Origin of the sequence: Kingella oralis, assembly GCF_014054985.1 — a bacterium.
Classification (GTDB): domain Bacteria; phylum Pseudomonadota; class Gammaproteobacteria; order Burkholderiales; family Neisseriaceae; genus Kingella_B; species Kingella_B oralis.
The window spans coordinates 820,348-837,651 of record NZ_CP059569.1 but is presented as its reverse complement, the minus strand read 5'-3'; the positions used below and the strand labels follow the sequence as shown (position 1 = coordinate 837,651).

Annotated in this window: 15 protein-coding genes; 12 read left to right on the top strand and 3 right to left on the bottom strand. The window is 54.9% G+C overall.

The window, feature by feature from the left end:
- Positions 1-64: 64 nt before the first annotated feature.
- From H3L93_RS04460 to rpsT, 3 genes are all read right to left on the bottom strand, one after another.
- Positions 65-664: a hypothetical protein gene (locus tag H3L93_RS04460; RefSeq protein ID WP_040558860.1), complete on the bottom strand. Its 600-nt coding sequence runs from the start codon at positions 662-664 to the stop codon at positions 65-67.
- Positions 665-739: 75 nt separating this feature from the next.
- Complete coding sequence (clpX, locus tag H3L93_RS04455) at positions 740-2,020, bottom strand: ATP-dependent Clp protease ATP-binding subunit ClpX (RefSeq protein ID WP_003796405.1); 1,281 nt, start codon at positions 2,018-2,020, stop codon at positions 740-742.
- A 288-nt stretch (positions 2,021-2,308) separates the two neighbouring features.
- On the bottom strand, positions 2,309-2,572 hold the full coding sequence (gene rpsT / locus H3L93_RS04450) for a 30S ribosomal protein S20 (RefSeq protein WP_003796408.1): 264 nt from the start codon (positions 2,570-2,572) through the stop codon (positions 2,309-2,311).
- Positions 2,573-2,816: 244 nt separating this feature from the next.
- Between rpsT and prmA the strand changes: the two genes are divergently transcribed.
- The 12 genes from prmA to ettA all read left to right on the top strand — a co-directional run bounded on the left by prmA (position 2,817) and on the right by ettA (position 17,281).
- Complete coding sequence (prmA, locus tag H3L93_RS04445) at positions 2,817-3,704, top strand: 50S ribosomal protein L11 methyltransferase (protein ID WP_003796412.1); 888 nt, start codon at positions 2,817-2,819, stop codon at positions 3,702-3,704.
- A 22-nt stretch (positions 3,705-3,726) separates the two neighbouring features.
- Complete coding sequence (locus tag H3L93_RS04440; protein WP_003796415.1) at positions 3,727-4,590, top strand: hypothetical protein; 864 nt, start codon at positions 3,727-3,729, stop codon at positions 4,588-4,590.
- Positions 4,591-4,680: 90 nt separating this feature from the next.
- Complete coding sequence (locus H3L93_RS04435; RefSeq protein WP_003796416.1) at positions 4,681-4,914, top strand: NGO_0222 family membrane protein; 234 nt, start codon at positions 4,681-4,683, stop codon at positions 4,912-4,914.
- A 330-nt stretch (positions 4,915-5,244) separates the two neighbouring features.
- A complete protein-coding gene (gene rdgB, locus H3L93_RS04430) occupies positions 5,245-5,838 on the top strand; it encodes an RdgB/HAM1 family non-canonical purine NTP pyrophosphatase (protein WP_003796421.1) in 594 nt (197 codons plus the stop codon).
- 232 nt (positions 5,839-6,070) lie between these two features.
- Positions 6,071-7,588: a sodium/proline symporter PutP gene (gene putP, locus H3L93_RS04425; protein ID WP_003796423.1), complete on the top strand. Its 1,518-nt coding sequence runs from the start codon at positions 6,071-6,073 to the stop codon at positions 7,586-7,588.
- Positions 7,589-7,676: 88 nt separating this feature from the next.
- Positions 7,677-7,832, top strand: a complete 156-nt coding sequence (locus H3L93_RS04420; protein WP_003796425.1) for a hypothetical protein — start codon at positions 7,677-7,679, stop codon at positions 7,830-7,832.
- A gap of 340 nt (positions 7,833-8,172) precedes the next feature.
- On the top strand, positions 8,173-8,796 hold the full coding sequence (locus H3L93_RS04415; protein WP_040558655.1) for a lipase family protein: 624 nt from the start codon (positions 8,173-8,175) through the stop codon (positions 8,794-8,796).
- A gap of 142 nt (positions 8,797-8,938) precedes the next feature.
- Positions 8,939-12,544: a bifunctional proline dehydrogenase/L-glutamate gamma-semialdehyde dehydrogenase PutA gene (putA, locus tag H3L93_RS04410; protein WP_003796428.1), complete on the top strand. Its 3,606-nt coding sequence runs from the start codon at positions 8,939-8,941 to the stop codon at positions 12,542-12,544.
- A gap of 171 nt (positions 12,545-12,715) precedes the next feature.
- Positions 12,716-12,955, top strand: coding sequence for a hypothetical protein (locus tag H3L93_RS04405; protein ID WP_003796430.1), 240 nt, complete (start codon positions 12,716-12,718; stop codon positions 12,953-12,955).
- Between the two features lie 500 nt (positions 12,956-13,455).
- Positions 13,456-14,769, top strand: a complete 1,314-nt coding sequence (locus H3L93_RS04400; protein ID WP_003796433.1) for a DUF2130 domain-containing protein — start codon at positions 13,456-13,458, stop codon at positions 14,767-14,769.
- A 164-nt stretch (positions 14,770-14,933) separates the two neighbouring features.
- Positions 14,934-15,494: a hypothetical protein gene (locus H3L93_RS04395; RefSeq protein WP_003796435.1), complete on the top strand. Its 561-nt coding sequence runs from the start codon at positions 14,934-14,936 to the stop codon at positions 15,492-15,494.
- A gap of 110 nt (positions 15,495-15,604) precedes the next feature.
- Positions 15,605-17,281 carry an energy-dependent translational throttle protein EttA gene (gene ettA, locus H3L93_RS04390; protein ID WP_003796436.1) on the top strand — a complete coding sequence of 559 codons (1,677 nt, stop codon included), beginning with the start codon at positions 15,605-15,607 and terminating at the stop codon, positions 17,279-17,281.
- Positions 17,282-17,304: the final 23 nt, after the last annotated feature.

Genomic DNA, 17,304 nt, shown 5'->3' with positions numbered 1-17,304 from the left:
AGGCTGCCTTTTGCCGCGCAGCGCAATCACCCGCGCCGCACAGATCACATTCGGCGGTTAAACCTTACCGCCGCTGGCATCTCACCGCAGGCTCCACCGCCACAGGGGTCAATTCGCCTTGCGCCCCCACTTCAAACACGCTCACGCCGCAACTACGCCCCTTGCTGCCCACTATCTCATAATCATGCCCCGCCTGTGGCACAAACGAAGCCATATTGGATGAACACGATCCTTCGTGCTGGATAATCGTGTGCGTCTCGGTGTGCAGCGTGTTGGTTAAGCCGATGTAAAACGTTTGCGCGTTCACAGGCTTGCCCGCAGGAATCGCAAATTCGCGGAAAAACGCACGCGAAGCCAGCCCATTCATTTTGCCCACATTTTTGCTGATTTCCGTTTCAGGAATGCCCATGCTTTGGCTACTGGATGCGCCCACCAGCGAGCCAAACGCATCGCCCAGCGAGCCGCCCACGCCAATTTTTGTGCCTTTGCGGTTGGTGTCGCAATCAATGCCCGTGTAGGCATAGCTCGGTTTGCCGTTTTGCCCATACAGGCGAATCCGCGCTTGGCTTTGGCTGTCGTAGCCCGCAGACGATTTTTGGTGAACAGGCGCATTGCTGGTGCAAGCCGCCAGCAACACAAGACTGGATAGATAAAGCAATTTCATAAAATTCCCTTTGTTTACAAGGTTAAACATCATTTCAGGCTGCCTCATATACACGCACAGAGGCAGCCTGAAAACTTATTGCACAATATTTTCCACCACGCTCCCATCCGCCCGATACAACACAGGCGCGTGATTATTTTCCACCACATCACGCGTAACCACCACCTTCGCTACATCCTTCAAATCAGGCAACGCATACATCGTTTCCAACAACACGCGCTCCACAATGGAACGCAAGCCGCGCGCCCCCGTTTTGCGTTTCATCGCCAGCGCAGCAATTGCCGCAAGCGCATCGGGTTCAAATTGCAAATCCGCGTTTTCCATCGCAAACAAGGCTTGGAACTGCTTCACCAGCGCGTTTTTCGGCTCGGTCAAAATCCGCACCAACGCCGCCTCGTCCAATTCCGCCAAGCTCGCCAACACAGGCAAACGCCCAATCAATTCGGGAATCAAGCCGAATTTAATCAAATCCTCGGGCTCAACTTGGGCAAACAATTCGCTGATGTTCGCGTTGTCGTCTTTGCTGTGCACCTGCGCGCCAAAGCCGATGCCGCCCTGCTCCGTGCGCTGGCGGATGACCTTATCCAAGCCCGCAAACGCGCCGCCGCAAATAAACAAAATGTTAGACGTGTCCACGCTGATAAACTGCTGATTCGGATTGCGGCGCCCACCTTGCGGCGGCACGCTGGCAATCGTCCCCTCCACCAGTTTTAACAACGCCTGCTGCACGCCCTCGCCCGACACATCGCGCGTAATCGACGGGCTGTCGGACTTGCGCGAAATCTTGTCAATCTCGTCAATATACACAATGCCGCGCTGCGCCTTGTCCACATCAAAATCGCAGTTGCCCAGCAGCTTGGTGATAATCTGCTCCACATCCTCGCCCACATAGCCCGCCTCCGTGAGCGTGGTCGCATCCGCCATCGCAAACGGCACATTCAATTTGCGCGCCAACGATTGCGCCAACAGCGTTTTGCCCGAGCCCGTCGGACCAATCAGCAACACATTAGATTTAGACAACTCCACATTCGCCAGCTCCGCCTTGCCGTTTTCAGGCTGCCGCAAACGCTTGTAATGGTTGTACACCGCCACGGCAAGGGCTTTTTTCGCCGCATCCTGCCCGATAACATGCTCGTTCAACTGCGCCACCAACTCGGCAGGCGTGGGCAGCGGTGCGTTATCCGCCGCTTCTTTTTGGATGGTTTTCTCGCCCGAAGCAGGCGCATCCGCCAACATTGCCGCGCATTCGCTCACGCATTCGTTGCAAATAAAAGCGTTGTCCTCGCCCTCAATCAAATGTTGCACTTCGTCTTTGTGTTTGCCGCAAAAGGCGCATTTTGGGGTTTGTTCAGTCATAAGTTCAGTTAGATTGTGTTAAAAAATAGCCGCGCAGTATAGCAGCCCAACTCAAAAAAAACCATTTTATAGTCGCTCCACACAGCCTTATACCGCGTTGGCTCATCTTGCTGTACTAGTTGTACTATCTGCGGCTCGCCGCCTTGTCTAAGGCTGTGTGGAACGACTATAACTCCGCTTCGCTACACAGGCTGCCTTAATCCGCTTCCGCTGATTACATTGAGGCAGCCTGAAAAACAAAATCCTGCTACATCGCTGTAACAGGATTTTTCATCTATTCAACAAGCATTAAGCCATTGCTTTAACTTTTGCTGACAAACGGCTTTTGTGGCGAGCCGCTTTGTTTTTGTGGAACACACCTTTATCAGCGATGCGATCCAAAACTTTGGTGCTTTCACGGTAAACGGCTTGTGCCGCAGCTTTATCACCCGCTTCAACCGCTTTCAACACTTTTTTCACCGCAGTGCGAAAAGCAGTACGCAAACTTGCGTTGTGTGCACGATTTTTCAAAGATTGACGAGCACGTTTACGTGCTTGTGCGCTATTAGCCATGTAGTTACTCCTAAAATAAAATCAAAGGCAGATTGGTAAAACGCGCCATTTTAAACAGCAAGCCATGCAAATGCAAGCATTTTCACGCTCAGCAAAGCAAGGCGGCAGCCTGAAAATCCGCCCAAGCCACCCCGTGCAATCCGCGCCACTTGCGAACAAGCATTCTAATAATTTTCAACACAATGCAAAATACTGTTAAAATAACACACTACAATTTTAAAACACGTTTGCAAACGCAAAAACCATGTCTTACCAACAAGCCAGCATTCCCGTTCCCGAAAGCCTTGCCGAGCTATTGTCCGATGCACTGATGGAACACGGCGCGCTGTCCGCCGCCATTGAAGATGCCCTTGCCGGCACAGAAAACGAACAGCCTATTTTTGGCGAACCCGATATGCCGCAGCAGCAAGTGTGGCAACAAAGCCTGATTATCGCCTTGTTTGACGAACACGCCGATGTCGCCCGAATCATCGCCGATGCGGCGGTCGGCATCGCTACCCAGCAGCCTGAATACAGCGTGGAAACACTGGAAGAGCAAGACTGGGTGCGCCTTACCCAATCGCAGTTTGACCCGATTAAAATTTCCGACCGCCTGTGGATTACCCCCACATGGCACGATGCCCCCGATGCCCGTGCCATCAACCTGCGCCTAGACCCCGGTTTGGCGTTTGGAACGGGCAGCCACCCCACCACCCACCTTTGCTTGCAATGGCTGGACAACAATTTGCGCGGCGGCGAATCGGTGTTGGATTACGGCTGCGGCTCGGGCATCTTAACCATCGCAGCGTTGAAACTGGGCGCGGGCAGCGCAACAGGCGTGGATATTGATCCGCAAGCCATCAAAGCCAGCAACGACAACGCCGTGCAAAACGAAGTTCAGGCTGCCTTTTATCTGCCCGATGGCTTGCCGCAAGGGCAGTTTGATGTGGTTGTTGCCAATATTTTGGCGAACCCTTTGCGCATGCTGGGCGATATGTTGGCAGGTCGCACCCACACAGGCGGCAGAATTGTGTTATCCGGCATCTTAGAAGAACAGATTGACGAGATGAGCGCGATTTACGCTCAATGGTTTGACCTCGCCCCGGCTATTGTGAACAACGGCTGGGCGTACATCACCGGCACCAAACGCTAAATTCCCCTTTCAGAGTACATTTATGAGCGAAGTTAAAGTTAAATGCCCCAAATGCAACCATATTTCGGTGTTGGATAGTGTTGATTTGAACAAAACGCAAGGGCGTGCCGTGTGTTCGTCTTGCAACCATATTTTTCAGCTAGTGAAAAAAAGCAAAAAAGCGCAGCAACCGAATGGCAAGCTAGATGCCAAACCCACAGAAAAAGCTGCGCCACAAGCGCAAGCCAATACAACCAAACCCACCGCACCCAAAAAAGAAACAGAAAAAAAAGCGGCATTGCAAGGCGAAGTGTTAGCCAAAGAAAAATCGACAGCCGATAAACTGCGCGAGCAAACCGCCAAATCGTTGGATGCTTTTTTCAACGACCATGATAAAAAGGAAACCACCGCGCCCAAAATCGCCAAAACAGTTCACGAAATCAGCAAGCAACAACGCCATGAACAACGTCCACTGGAATACCGCGTGCCACGTGCCGATGGCATGGCACATACCTTTGCCGAAGTAGGCAACGGCACCGCTTTTTCCTTGCTTGACCGCGACAGCATCAGCAGCCAACTACCGCAAATCGCCATGAAACCCGCCGCCAAAAACAGCAAAACCACCGCCGTAAGCGAAATGCGCACCGACGGGCAACAAAACAATATCACCATCCACACCGACAGCCTTGTGTTTACCCTGCTGGGCGACGGGCAAGGCGGCACCGGCATAGCACCCGTTGCCGCGCCCAACACGCTTGCGCTCGGCAATCACGCGCCCACCATTCCGCCCACAAAAAACGATGTTACGCTTTCCCCCAGCAGCGAATTTAACTGGATGGCTGCGTCCATTGTCGCGCTGATGGTGTTGATTATGCAGCTGTTTTACTGGGTGCTGGATATTCGCTAGCCCTTTCACTATTCAAAGCAGCCTGAAAATCAACTTTCAGGCTGCTTATTTGCTTTTTTACTTTATCTCATCCTATTTTCAGGCTGCCTTATGACTGCGCGCAAACGTTATCTGATTCTTACCATACTGTTTTCATTGCTCTTTATCGCATTATTGCTAACCGGCAGCTATCTGGTTCACATCGGCAGCAAGCAATTTGGCGTGGCGGCATTTTTGTTTGCCTTTGGCGCGGTGATGGGGCAATTTACCAGCCTTGCGCTGTATATCCGCCAAATCTCGCGCGAGCAGCTGGCCAAACAAAATGCCAACAATAAGGCAGCCTGAAAATGATGGTGCGGCAGTAATTCGCCAATATCTTGCCAACCAGCAAAGCCCTGTTGAACACATCTGGGTTTCAGGCTGAAATCTTTGCAAAAACCCAACGGCAGACTAAGATTTAAAATGGAACGGTGGCGGCTCGCCACCAAATGGCTGATTAAACAGAGTATTACTGTTTTGCCAAGATGTCGGCGAGTCGCAGACGCTCCATCGGTTGTGGGTTTTGCAAAGGTTTCAGGCTGCCTATTGCATTGCGTTAAGGCAGCCTGAAAACGAGTACACCCCCCGCCATTCAACCGTTTTCAGGCTGCCTCATGCCGCCCAACAAGGAAAACCATGCTCTCCCAAATCGTTCTCGCCAGCAACAACGCAGGCAAACTGCGCGAATTCGCCGCCCTGTTTGCCGCGCACCGCATCCAAATCCTGCCACAATCCGCGTTCAACACGCCCGAATGCGCCGAGCCTTACGGCACCTTCGTTGAAAACGCGCTTGCCAAAGCCCGCCACGCCAGCCAACACAGCGGCTTGCCCGCCCTTGCCGACGACAGCGGCATCTGCATCAACGCGCTGGGCGGCGCACCGGGCGTGCATTCCGCGCGCTATGCAGGCTGCAACCCCAAATCCGATGCCGCCAACAACGCCAAAGCATCCGCCGAGCTCGCGCCCCATGCCGACAAATCCTGCTACTACGTTTGCGTACTGGTTTTGGTGCGCCATCCCAACGATCCGCAACCCATCATCGCCGAGGGCATTTGGCGCGGGCAATGGCAGCCTGAAAGCGCAGGCGAACACGGCTTCGGCTACGACCCGCATTTTTATCTGCCCAAACACGGCTGCACCGCCGCGCAGCTTGCGCCCGAAATCAAAAACCAAATCAGCCACCGCGCCCAAGCGTTGCAAATCTTGTTAGACAAGATTCGGGCAGCCTGAAAAACCATAGCGCAACGCCGAACAACAGGGCGGGCTTTGGCGCACACGGTTAGCAAACGACCGCGTAGCCCAAAGCCCGCCCTGTTTCTATTTTTCAGGCTGCCCGCCCGTTCTTAACAAAACTTGTTGCTTTGTAAATTTTTTGTTAATATTTTCCCAGCCGCTTAAAAGCAAAACCATTTATGGCGGCGTTTTTCATAATTTTTCAAATACATACACAGAGGGCACGCTTATGAACCCCATGTACATCACATTCGGCTTATATTTAGTTGCCGTGCTTGGAATCGGCTTGGTTGCCTATTTTTCCACCAAAAATTTTGATGATTACATCCTCGGCGGGCGCAGCTTGGGCGCGTTTGTCACCGCCATGTCGGCGGGCGCGAGCGATATGTCGGGCTGGCTGCTGATGGGCTTGCCGGGGGCGATTTACCTTTCGGGCTTTTCCGAGGCGTGGATTGCCATCGGCTTAACCGTCGGCGCGTATTTCAACTGGCTTTGGGTGGCGGGGCGGCTGCGCGTGCACACCGAATACAACAATAACGCGCTCACGCTGCCCGATTATTTCTACCACCGCTTCGGCGGCAAAAGCGTGGCGATTAAATTAAGCTCTGCTTTTATCATTTTGTTTTTCTTTACTATTTACTGCGCTTCGGGCGTAGTGGCGGGCGCACGCTTGTTCCAAAGCCTGTTTCCCGATATGACTTATATGCAAGCGATGTGGTTGGGCGCGGGCGCAACCATTGCCTACACCTTTATCGGCGGCTTCCTTGCCGTGAGCTGGACGGATACGGTGCAAGCCACGCTGATGATTTTCGCGCTGATTCTCACCCCCGTGATGGTGTATTTGGCGGTGGGCGGCGCAGACCAAGTGTCCGCCGCCATTGCGGCTGCCGCTGCCGCCAACGGCAAGCAATACAACAGCCTGTTCACGGGCACCACCTTTCTCGGCATCGTCTCCACCGCCGCTTGGGGCTTGGGCTACTTCGGGCAGCCGCACATTCTGGCGCGCTTTATGGCGGCGGAAAACGTGAAATCGCTGACCAACGCCCGCCGCATCGGTATGACGTGGATGATTGTATGCCTGCTGGGCGCGGTGATGGTGGGCTATTTCGGCATCGCCTATTTTGGCGCGCATCCCGAGCAGGTCACCAGCATGCAGGGCAACCCCGAGCGCGTGTTTATTGCGCTGACCACGCTGCTGTTCAACCCGTGGATTGCGGGCGTGATTTTGTCGGCAATTTTGGCGGCGGTGATGTCCACGCTGTCGGCGCAGCTTTTGCTGTGTTCCAGCGCGATTACCGAGGATTTCTACAAAGGCTTCTTCCGCCCTAATGCCACGCAGCAAGAACTGGTGTGGATTGGGCGCGGCATGGTGCTGGCGGTGGCGGGCATTTCCATCATCATCGCCGCCAACCCCGAAAACCGCGTGCTGGGCTTGGTTGCCTACGCTTGGGCGGGCTTTGGCGCGGCGTTTGGGCCGTTGGTAATTTTGTCGCTCACATGGCGACGTTTAACCCAACGCGGCGCGCTCGCCAGCATGATTACCGGCGCGGTGGTGGTGGTGCTGTGGGCGGAAGCGGTCAATCCGCTGCTCAAACGCGCCGAACTGCCCACGATGTATGAAATCGTGCCCGGTTTTATCCTTGCCACGCTTGCCGCATGGCTGGTGTCGCTGAACGACCAAACGCCCGAAGAGAACGTGTTGGCGCGGTTTGACCAAGCGCGCAATGCGTATGAAAAAGCCAAGTAGCGCACAGGCAGCCTGAAACGTGTTGATGCGGTTTTCAGGCTGCCTTAATTGTTGATGGATGCTTGTGGATGGCTTTGGATGATTGCAAATGAGAGACAAAGCATTTTCAGGCTGCCTTAACCGCCTGATGCAGCCTGAAACCCATCGTAGGGTGTGCCACTTTGTTGCGCACGCGGTTGGCAAGCAGTATAAACCCGCAAACAAAACGACAATAGCGCGTTATTCCAAGCAATCCAACCTTTAAACCAATATTTTCAGGCTGCCTTAACCGCCTGATGCAGCCTGAAATCAGCCGTTGCGATTGGCAAACAGCCTAATGCAGCCTGAAACGCAGGTATCGCGTTGCACCACTCAATAAGCATGGCTAAAACTATGAATGGAACAACAACGGCTCATGGCTAAACGCCAAGCCGCGCAAACAAACCCTTTTCAGGCTGCCTTAACCACCTGATGCAGCCTGAAACCCATCGTAGGATGTGCCACTTTGTTGCGTATGCGGTTGGCAAGACAACCAAACCGCAAACCAAACCACAACGGCTTATCGCCCCCAACCACCCTACCCTATTTTCAGGCTGCCTTACCCCATGACCCAAAACGTCCTGCTCCTACACGGCTTGCACATGACCGCCCTTGTGATGAAACCACTGGGCAACCGCCTCGCCGCCCACGGCTTCACGCCCCACTATTTCAGCTACCCCACCACCAAAGGCAGCCTGAAAACCCACGCCATCGCCCTTGCTCACCACATCCAGCGCGAAAACATCCTGCCCACCCACTTCGTTGCCCACAGCCTTGGCGGCTTGCTGCTGCGCCACCTTGCCGCCCTCCACCCCGAGCTGTTGCAAGCTCGCGCCGTAACCCTCGGCTCGCCGCATCAAGGCAGCCAAACCGCCCAGCGCGTCAAACAAATCATGCCGCGCATGCTCGGCGACTCATGGCAAAACGCGTTAGACGGCAGCCTGCCCAACCAACCGCTGCCCATCGAATGCGGCAGCATCGCCGGCACGCTCTCCGCAGGATTGGGGCGGCTGGTAACCCAATTCTCCGAACCCAACGACGGCACAGTCGCCCTCGCCGAAACCGCCCTGCCCGACAGCCAGCAGCTGGTGGTGCCGTGCAGCCATTCGGGCTTGCTGTTTGACGAAACCGTCGCCCAACAAGTCGCCTATTTCTTGCAACACGGGCGGTTCTTGCCAACGGCAGCCTGAAAAGCCAAAAGCCAAACCGCTCCGCCCGCCTTGCCGCCGCACCCTTTCAGGCTGCCCAACAGCCCACTGCGCGCCCAAGGCAGCCTGAAACGCAGTTCGGCATAGCCCAAACCATTATTCCACCCGATAAGGACACGCCACCATGTTCCAATTCGCCCACCCCACCCAATCCCCCCTGCGCCAAGCCATCACCCAAGCCTATCGCCGCGATGAAACCGAAGCCGTAACCGATATGCTAGAACGCGCCCAAATGACCGAAGCCGAACGCGCCGCCGCCAGCGAGCTTGCCCGCAAACTGGTAACCCAAGTGCGCGCCAACCGCACCAAAGCCAACGGCGTAGATGCCCTGATGCACGAATTCTCCCTATCCAGCGCCGAAGGCATCGCCCTGATGTGCCTTGCCGAAGCCCTGCTGCGCGTGCCCGATGCCGCCACCCGCAACGAACTCATCCAAGACAAACTATCAGGTGGCAACTGGCAATCCCATCTAGGCAACAGCCCATCGATGTTTGTCAACGCCTCCGCATGGGGCTTGCTGCTCACAGGCAAGCTCACATCCCACAGCAGCGACACCCTAGCAGGCAGCCTGAAAAGCGTGTTAGCCAAAGGCGGCGCCCCCCTTATCCGCAAAAGCATGGACTACGGCATGCGCCTGATGGGCAAACAATTTGTCAGCGGGCAAACCATAGAAGAAGCCCTTGCCAACGGCAAAGAGCGCGAAAAAATGGGCTACCGTTATTCCTTTGATATGCTGGGCGAAGCCGCCATGACCGCCGCCGATGCCGAACGCTATTATCAAGACTATGTGAACGCCATCCACGCCATCGGCAAAGATGCCCAAGGCGCAGGCGTATATGACGGCAACGGCATCTCCGTCAAACTCTCCGCCATCCACCCCCGTTATGTTCGCGCCCAACACCGCCGCGTGATGAGCGAACTGTTGCCCAAGCTCAAACAGCTTTTCCTGCTCGCCAAACAATACGACATCGGGCTGAACATTGATGCCGAAGAAGCCAATCGCTTGGAGCTTTCCCTAGACCTCGTCGCCGCGCTGGTTGCCGACCCCGATTTAGCAGGCTTTAACGGCATCGGCTTGGTAGTGCAAGCCTACCAAAAACGCTGCCCCTTTGTGATTGACTACCTGATAGACCTAGCCCGCCAGCACAAACAACGCCTGATGGTGCGTCTCGTTAAAGGCGCGTATTGGGACAGCGAAATCAAATGGGCGCAAGTAGAAGGGCTCAACGGCTACCCCGTTTACACCCGCAAAGTCCACACCGACATTTCCTATCTCGCCTGCGCGCGCAAGCTGTTGAGCGCGCAAGATGCCATCTTCCCCCAATTTGCTACCCACAATGCCTACACCCTTGCCGCCATCTACCAAATGGGGCAAGGCAAAGACTTTGAACACCAATGCCTATACGGCATGGGCGAAACCCTATACGACCAAGTCGTCGGCGCGCAAAACCTCGGCAAACGCTGCCGTATGTATGCCCCCGTGGGCACACACGAAACCCTGCTCGCCTATCTGGTGCGCCGCCTGCTGGAAAACGGCGCGAACACCTCGTTCGTCAGCCAAATTGTGGATGAACACATCAGCCTAGACGAACTCATCCGCAGCCCGTTTGACACCATTGAGCAAGACGGCATCCAAGCCAACAGCCACCTGCCGCTGCCTGAAAACCTATACGGCGAAGCCCGCAAAAACTCGCGCGGCATAGACTTTGCCAACGAAATAGAGTTGCAACAGCTAGAAGGCAGCCTGAAAACCGCCTGCGCCCAAAGCTACGCCGCCACATCGCTGATTAACGGCAAGCCCGTTGCCGAAGGCAAAGCGCAAGCCGTGCGCAACCCCGCCGACCACAGCGATACAGTCGGCAGCGTAGTCTTTGCCAACGCACAAACCGCCAGCGCCGCCATTGATGCCGCACTCGCCGCGCAAACCCAATGGGCCGCCACCCCAGCCGCCGAGCGCGCAGGCAGCCTGAAACGCTTTGCCGACCTGCTGGAACAACACACCCCCGCCCTGATGATGCTCGCCGAGCGCGAAGCAGGCAAAACCCTTGCCAACGCCCTCGCCGAAGTGCGCGAAGCCGTGGACTTCTGCCGCTACTACGCCCACGAAGCCGAGCACACCCTTGCCAACCACGCCAGCGGCAAAGGCGTGATGATTACCATCAGCCCGTGGAACTTCCCGCTCGCCATCTTCACAGGCGAAACCATTGCCGCGCTGGCAGCAGGCAACACCGTAGTCGCCAAGCCCGCCGAACAAACCAGCCTAATCGCCCACTACGCCGTGCAACTGATGCACCAAGCAGGCATCCCCGCCACCGCCTTGCAGCTCGTGCTGGGCGCGGGCGACGTGGGCGCAACGCTCACCCAAGACCCGCGCATCGCAGGGGTCATCTTCACAGGCTCAACCGAAGTTGCCCAGCTCATCAACCGCACCCTTGCCCAGCGCGAAGACTACCCCGTGCTGATTGCCGAAACAGGCGGGCAAAACGCCATGATTGTGGACAGCACCGCCCTGCCCGAGCAAGTGGTCGCCGATGTTATCCAATCCGCCTTTGACAGCGCAGGACAACGCTGTTCCGCGTTGCGCATTTTGTGTTTGCAAGACAGCATCGCCGACAAAACCCTTGCCATGATTAAAGGCGCGATGGACGAATTAAACGTAGGCAATCCCGTGCTGCTGGAAACCGACATCGGGCCTGTTATCGATGGCGAAGCCCAAGCCAACCTGCTTGCCCACATTGAAAAAATGAAAAGCGTGGCGAAGTCGTATCACGAAGTCAAAATGCAGCCTGAAACCACCGAGCGTGGCACATTTGTCGCCCCCATTTTGTTTGAACTCAACGATTTGAGCGAACTCAAACGCGAAGTGTTCGGGCCTGTATTGCACGTTGTCCGCTATCGCAGCGAAGAGCTAGACCAACTGGTTGAACACATCAACCGCACAGGCTACGCGCTCACCCACGGCATCCACAGCCGCATAGACAGCCGCATCAACCAAATCCGCAGCCGCGTGGAAGCAGGCAATGTGTATGTGAACCGCAATATTGTTGGCGCGGTGGTCGGCGTGCAGCCATTTGGCGGGCACGGCTTATCGGGCACAGGCCCCAAAGCAGGCGGCGCATTCTATTTGCAACGCCTAAGCAGCCTGAAAAACTGGATTGCCCCCACCACCGAGCAAGGCTTCGCCCACGAAACCGCGCTCTACACCATCCAAGAGCTGCTGCCGCACATCCCGCTCACGCAGCCTGAAAAACGCCAAATCGCCGAAACACTCGGCACCGCCCGCGTGTTCAGCCTTGTCGACAGCAGCCTAGATTTGCCCAGCTGCACAGGCGAAACCAACACCCTCACATGGCGCAGCCCCGCCGCCGTGTGGCTCTACGGCGGCACACTCGCCCAAGCCATCGCCGCGCTTGCCGAAATCGGCGCAATCGGCAGCACCGTTGTCGTAAGCCCCGAGCATCCACTTGCCGCCTACGCCAACCAGCTAATCGGCTGCCTGCGCGTGGACGACACGCCCGAGCAATCCGCCGACATAGATGCCGTTGTCGCGCTGGAAGCCCTGCCGATTGCCACCAAGCAAGCCCTCGCCGCACGGCAAGGCGCAATCGTCCGCCTGATCGACGCCCGCGAAACGCTCAACACCTTGCAGCTTTATCACGAAGTCTCATGCAGCGAAAACACCACCGCCGCAGGGGGCAACGCTAGTTTGATGGCGATGGGGGATAAATAGCGCGAGGTGGGCTTAACGCCGATTGTTGCGCGTATATGATTTTCAGGCTGCCTCTGTTTATCCAACAAAGGCAGCCTGAAAACTAACCCTAAGTAGGTCGGGCATTTATGCCCGATGTTTTTAGTTGTGGTGTATCTAAAAGATAAACAGGTTTGTGTTTGTCGGGCATAAATGCCCAACCTACAAACTTGCCACACCCACCAAAGGCAGCCTGAAAACCTAAAAATGGAGCGTCGGCAGCTCGCCGACATTTGCTGTTTACATCCTCGCATGGTTGATGACACCAGCAGCCGTAGGGTGTGCAGCTTCGCTGCGCACGCCGTTTACACACCTTGCCACATCCACCAAAGGCAGCCTGAAAAACAAAACCGCTTGGTATTGAGCCAAACGATTTTCTACTGGATAAATTGATTTTAGCTTCGCAACTCCGCTACGCTTCGCAGGCTGCCTAACGCCTCACAAACGTTTACTACTGCCACCCCCTCCCCTACGTCCAGCCGAACGCAGCATTCTTTTTTCGGAAAAAAGCGTGCGCTTGTCCGACGACGTGCGCAGCGCGGCTAGTTCGCACGCGCCGAAAAAAGGATGCGGAGTGAGGGTAGTTCGCGCAGCGAACCTGCACGTCGGGGTCGCCTTTCTTTTGCTTACTTCTCTTTGGCGAAGCAAAGAAAAGTAAGTGCCCCGCTGGCATGAAGCGCATGGTTAAAGCTACATCCCAAGCCAACCACAAAGCAGCAACCCCTTTTCAGGCTGCCTCTACCCATTCAATTAAAGGCAGCCTGAAACCCAATTCGCCCAACAAAAACCACTTGCCACAACACCCAACAGTTTTATTTTCCACCCCACCCCTGCCCTACTCCCCCCATCTGTTAAAATCCCCACCATCCCAACCCTCCATCACCCCACCTAAAATGCACGAAATCAAATGCCCCCACTGCCACACCGCCTTCACTATCAACGAAGCCAGCTACGCCGACATCCTCAACCAAGTCCGCACCCAAGAATTTCAAGCCGAAGTGCATGAACGCCTTGCCCAAGCCCAAGCGCAAGCCAAAAGCGAACTCGCCGTCCAGCAAGCCCAAGACAAGCAACGATACAGCCAAACCCTCGCGCAAAAAGAAGCCCAAATCGCCGAGCTTGCCCACCAACTCGCCAACCACGAAAAAGACAACCAACTCGCCCTCGCCAACCTATCAGGCAGCCTGAAAAGCGAATTAGCCGAAAAAACCCGCCAAATCACCGAGCTGCAAAGCCAAAACCAAGCCCTCGCCCAACGCATGAGCTTAGAACGCGAACTTGCCATCCGCGAAGCCCTCGCCGCCAAAGAACGCGAACTCACCGAGCTTGCCGCCCAGCTCCAACTGCGCGACAGCCAAAACCAACTCGCCCAAAACGCCCTGCGCGAACGCTACGAAATCCAGCTCAAACACAAAGACGAAGAAGTCGCGTTCTACAAAGACTTCAAAGCCCGCCAATCCACCAAAATGGTCGGCGAAAGCCTGGAAGCCCATTGCGAAACCGAGTTCAACCGCATCCGCGCCATGGCGTTCCCGCAAGCCCAGTTCGGCAAAGACAACGATGCCGCCGGCGGCAGCAAAGGCGACTACATCTTCCGCGAGCAAGACGGCGCAGGCAACGAAATCGTCTCCATCATGTTTGAAATGAAAAACGAAAACGACGAAACCGCCACCAAAAAGAAAAACGAACACTTTTTCAAAGAGCTGGACAAAGACCGCCGCGAAAAAAACTGCGAATACGCCGTGCTCGTCTCGCTGCTGGAAAGCGACAGCGAACTCTACAACGGCGGCATTGTGGACGTATCCCACGCCTACCCCAAAATGTACGTCGTGCGCCCCCAGTTTTTCATCCCCATCATCTCCCTGTTGCGCAACGCAGGGCTCAACGCCCTCAAATACAAACAAGAAGTCGCCGCCATGCGCGAGCAACACATCGACATCACCAACTTTGAAAACGAGCTCGACGACTTCCGCGAAAAATTCGGGCGCAACTACCGCCTCGCCAGCGAGAAGTTTCAGGCTGCCATCAAACACATCGACGACACCATCCGCCATCTGGAAAAAACCAAAGCCGACCTCTTGGGCACGGAAAACAACCTGCGCCTTGCCAACAACAAAGCCGAAGAGCTAACCGTCAAAAAACTCACGCGCAAAAATCCGACCATGAAAGCCAAGTTTGATGCGCTGAAAAACGGCGATTTGGAATAACGCCAAAGGCAGCCTGAAAACCTGTTTTTCCGTTTTCAGGCTGCCTAAACAGCGCAAAACCCAAAGGCAGCCTGAAAACGCTTTTTTAAATGTTTAAATGCCGTTTTAGCTTCGCCGAAACGCGCTACGCTCGTTTTCAGGCTGCCTAAATCCCAGATAAAACCATGAATACCACGCTTAAAATCGATATTTGGCTCGTTCTATTCTATTTAATTGTTTTCCTGCCAGTTGCTTATTTCAGCATTCTCGCCGCAGTGTGGCTTGTTATGAATTCTAGTTGGCGGATACTGCTCACACCGATAAGCTGGGTTTGTGCTTTTTCTTGTAACATCTCAATTCGGTTTTCCTTTAAATGCTTGCGCGCTATCCTAACGCCAAACTGGATAGAAATCGGCAAAGATGGCATCCACTACCACACCCTGTTTTCTTTGCACAAAACCTTTGTTGCTTGGCAGGATATTGACAATTTTTATATCCGCGCCGTTCGTAGTAATCGTACAACAAGCTATTTTTTATTTTATATTTTGAAACAAGACCCCCATCCGCCAGCCAAATACTTTTGGCAACGAGAGAAGAACAAAGCAATCCCCCTAACCGATATGCTTCGTGGAGGACTACGTGGCGTTATCGCAGCCATCCGCGAACACTGCCCGATTGAAAGGCTAACTTCTTATATGTCGCCAGACGATTACCTTTCTCGTATGTCGCAACACGATTACCTTTAAAGCAGCCTGAAAACGCTTTTTAAAATGCTGTTTTAGCTTCGCTGAAACTCGCTACGCTCGTTTTCAGGCTGCCTCCCCCCTTTCCTCAACCATTCCAACAAGGAGCATCTATGTCCCAACAATACGTCTATTCCATGCTGCGCGTGAGCAAAGTCGTGCCGCCGCAGAAAACCATCATCAAAGACATCTCCCTGTCGTTCTTTCCGGGCGCGAAAATCGGTCTTTTAGGGCTGAACGGCGCAGGCAAGTCCACCGTGTTACGCATTATGGCGGGCGTGGACAAAGAATTTGAAGGCGAAGCCGTGCCGATGGGCGGCATCAAAATCGGCTATCTGCCACAAGAGCCGGAGCTTGACCCCGAAAAAACCGTGCGCGAAGAAGTGGAAAGCGGCTTGGGCGAAGTGGCCGCCGCGCAGAAGCGTTTGGAAGAAGTGTATGCCGAATACGCCAATCCTGATGCCGATTTTGACGCGCTGGCGGAAGAGCAGGGCCGCTTGGAAGCGATTATCGCGGCGGGGTCGTCCACGGGCGGCGGTGCGGAACACGAATTGGAAATCGCCGCCGATGCGTTGAGGCTACCTGAATGGGATGCCAAAATCGGCAATCTGTCCGGCGGTGAAAAACGCCGCGTTGCCCTGTGCAAACTCTTGCTTTCCAAGCCCGACATGCTGCTGCTGGACGAGCCGACCAACCACTTGGACGCGGAATCGGTGGAATGGCTGGAACAATTCCTCGTGCGCTTCCCCGGCACGGTGGTCGCGGTAACACACGACCGCTATTTCTTGGACAACGCCGCCGAATGGATTTTGGAGCTCGACCGCGGCCACGGCATCCCGTGGAAAGGCAATTACTCATCGTGGCTGGAACAAAAAGAAAAACGCTTGGAAAACGAAGCCAAATCCGAAGCCGCGCGCGTGAAAGCCATGAAGCAGGAATTGGAATGGGTGCGCCAAAACGCCAAAGGCCGCCAAGCCAAATCCAAAGCCCGTTTGGCGCGTTTTGAAGAAATGTCCAATTACGAATACCAAAAACGCAACGAAACACAGGAAATTTTTATCCCCGTCGCCGAGCGTTTGGGCAACGAAGTGATTGAATTTGTGAATGTTTCCAAATCGTTTGGCGACAAAGTGCTGATTGACGATTTGAGCTTCAAAGTGCCTGCGGGCGCGATTGTCGGCATCATCGGCCCGAACGGCGCGGGTAAATCGACGCTGTTTAAAATGATTTCGGGCAAAGAGCAGCCCGATTCCGGCGAAGTGAAAATCGGCCAAACCGTCAAAATGTCGCTCATCGACCAAAGCCGCGACGGCCTGCAAAACGACAAAACCGTGTTTGACAACATCGCCGAAGGCCGCGATATTTTGCAGGTAGGCCAGTTTGAAATCCCCGCCCGCGCCTATTTGGGACGCTTCAACTTCAAAGGCAGCGACCAAAGCAAAATCGCAGGGCAACTTTCGGGCGGCGAACGCGGGCGTTTGCATTTGGCGAAAACCCTGCTCGCGGGCGGCAACGTGCTGCTTTTGGACGAACCCTCCAACGATTTGGACGTGGAAACCCTGCGCGCGCTGGAAGACGCGCTGCTCGAATTTGCCGGCAGCGTGATGGTGATTTCGCACGACCGCTGGTTCCTCGACCGCATCGCCACGCATATCTTGGCTTGTGAAGGCGATTCGAAATGGGTGTTCTTCGACGGCAACTATCAGGAATACGAAGCCGACAAGAAACGCCGTTTGGGCGAAGAGGGCGCGAAACCGAAACGGATTCGGTATAAACCGGTTACCCGATAGTTAGACGGACAGGCAGCCTGAAA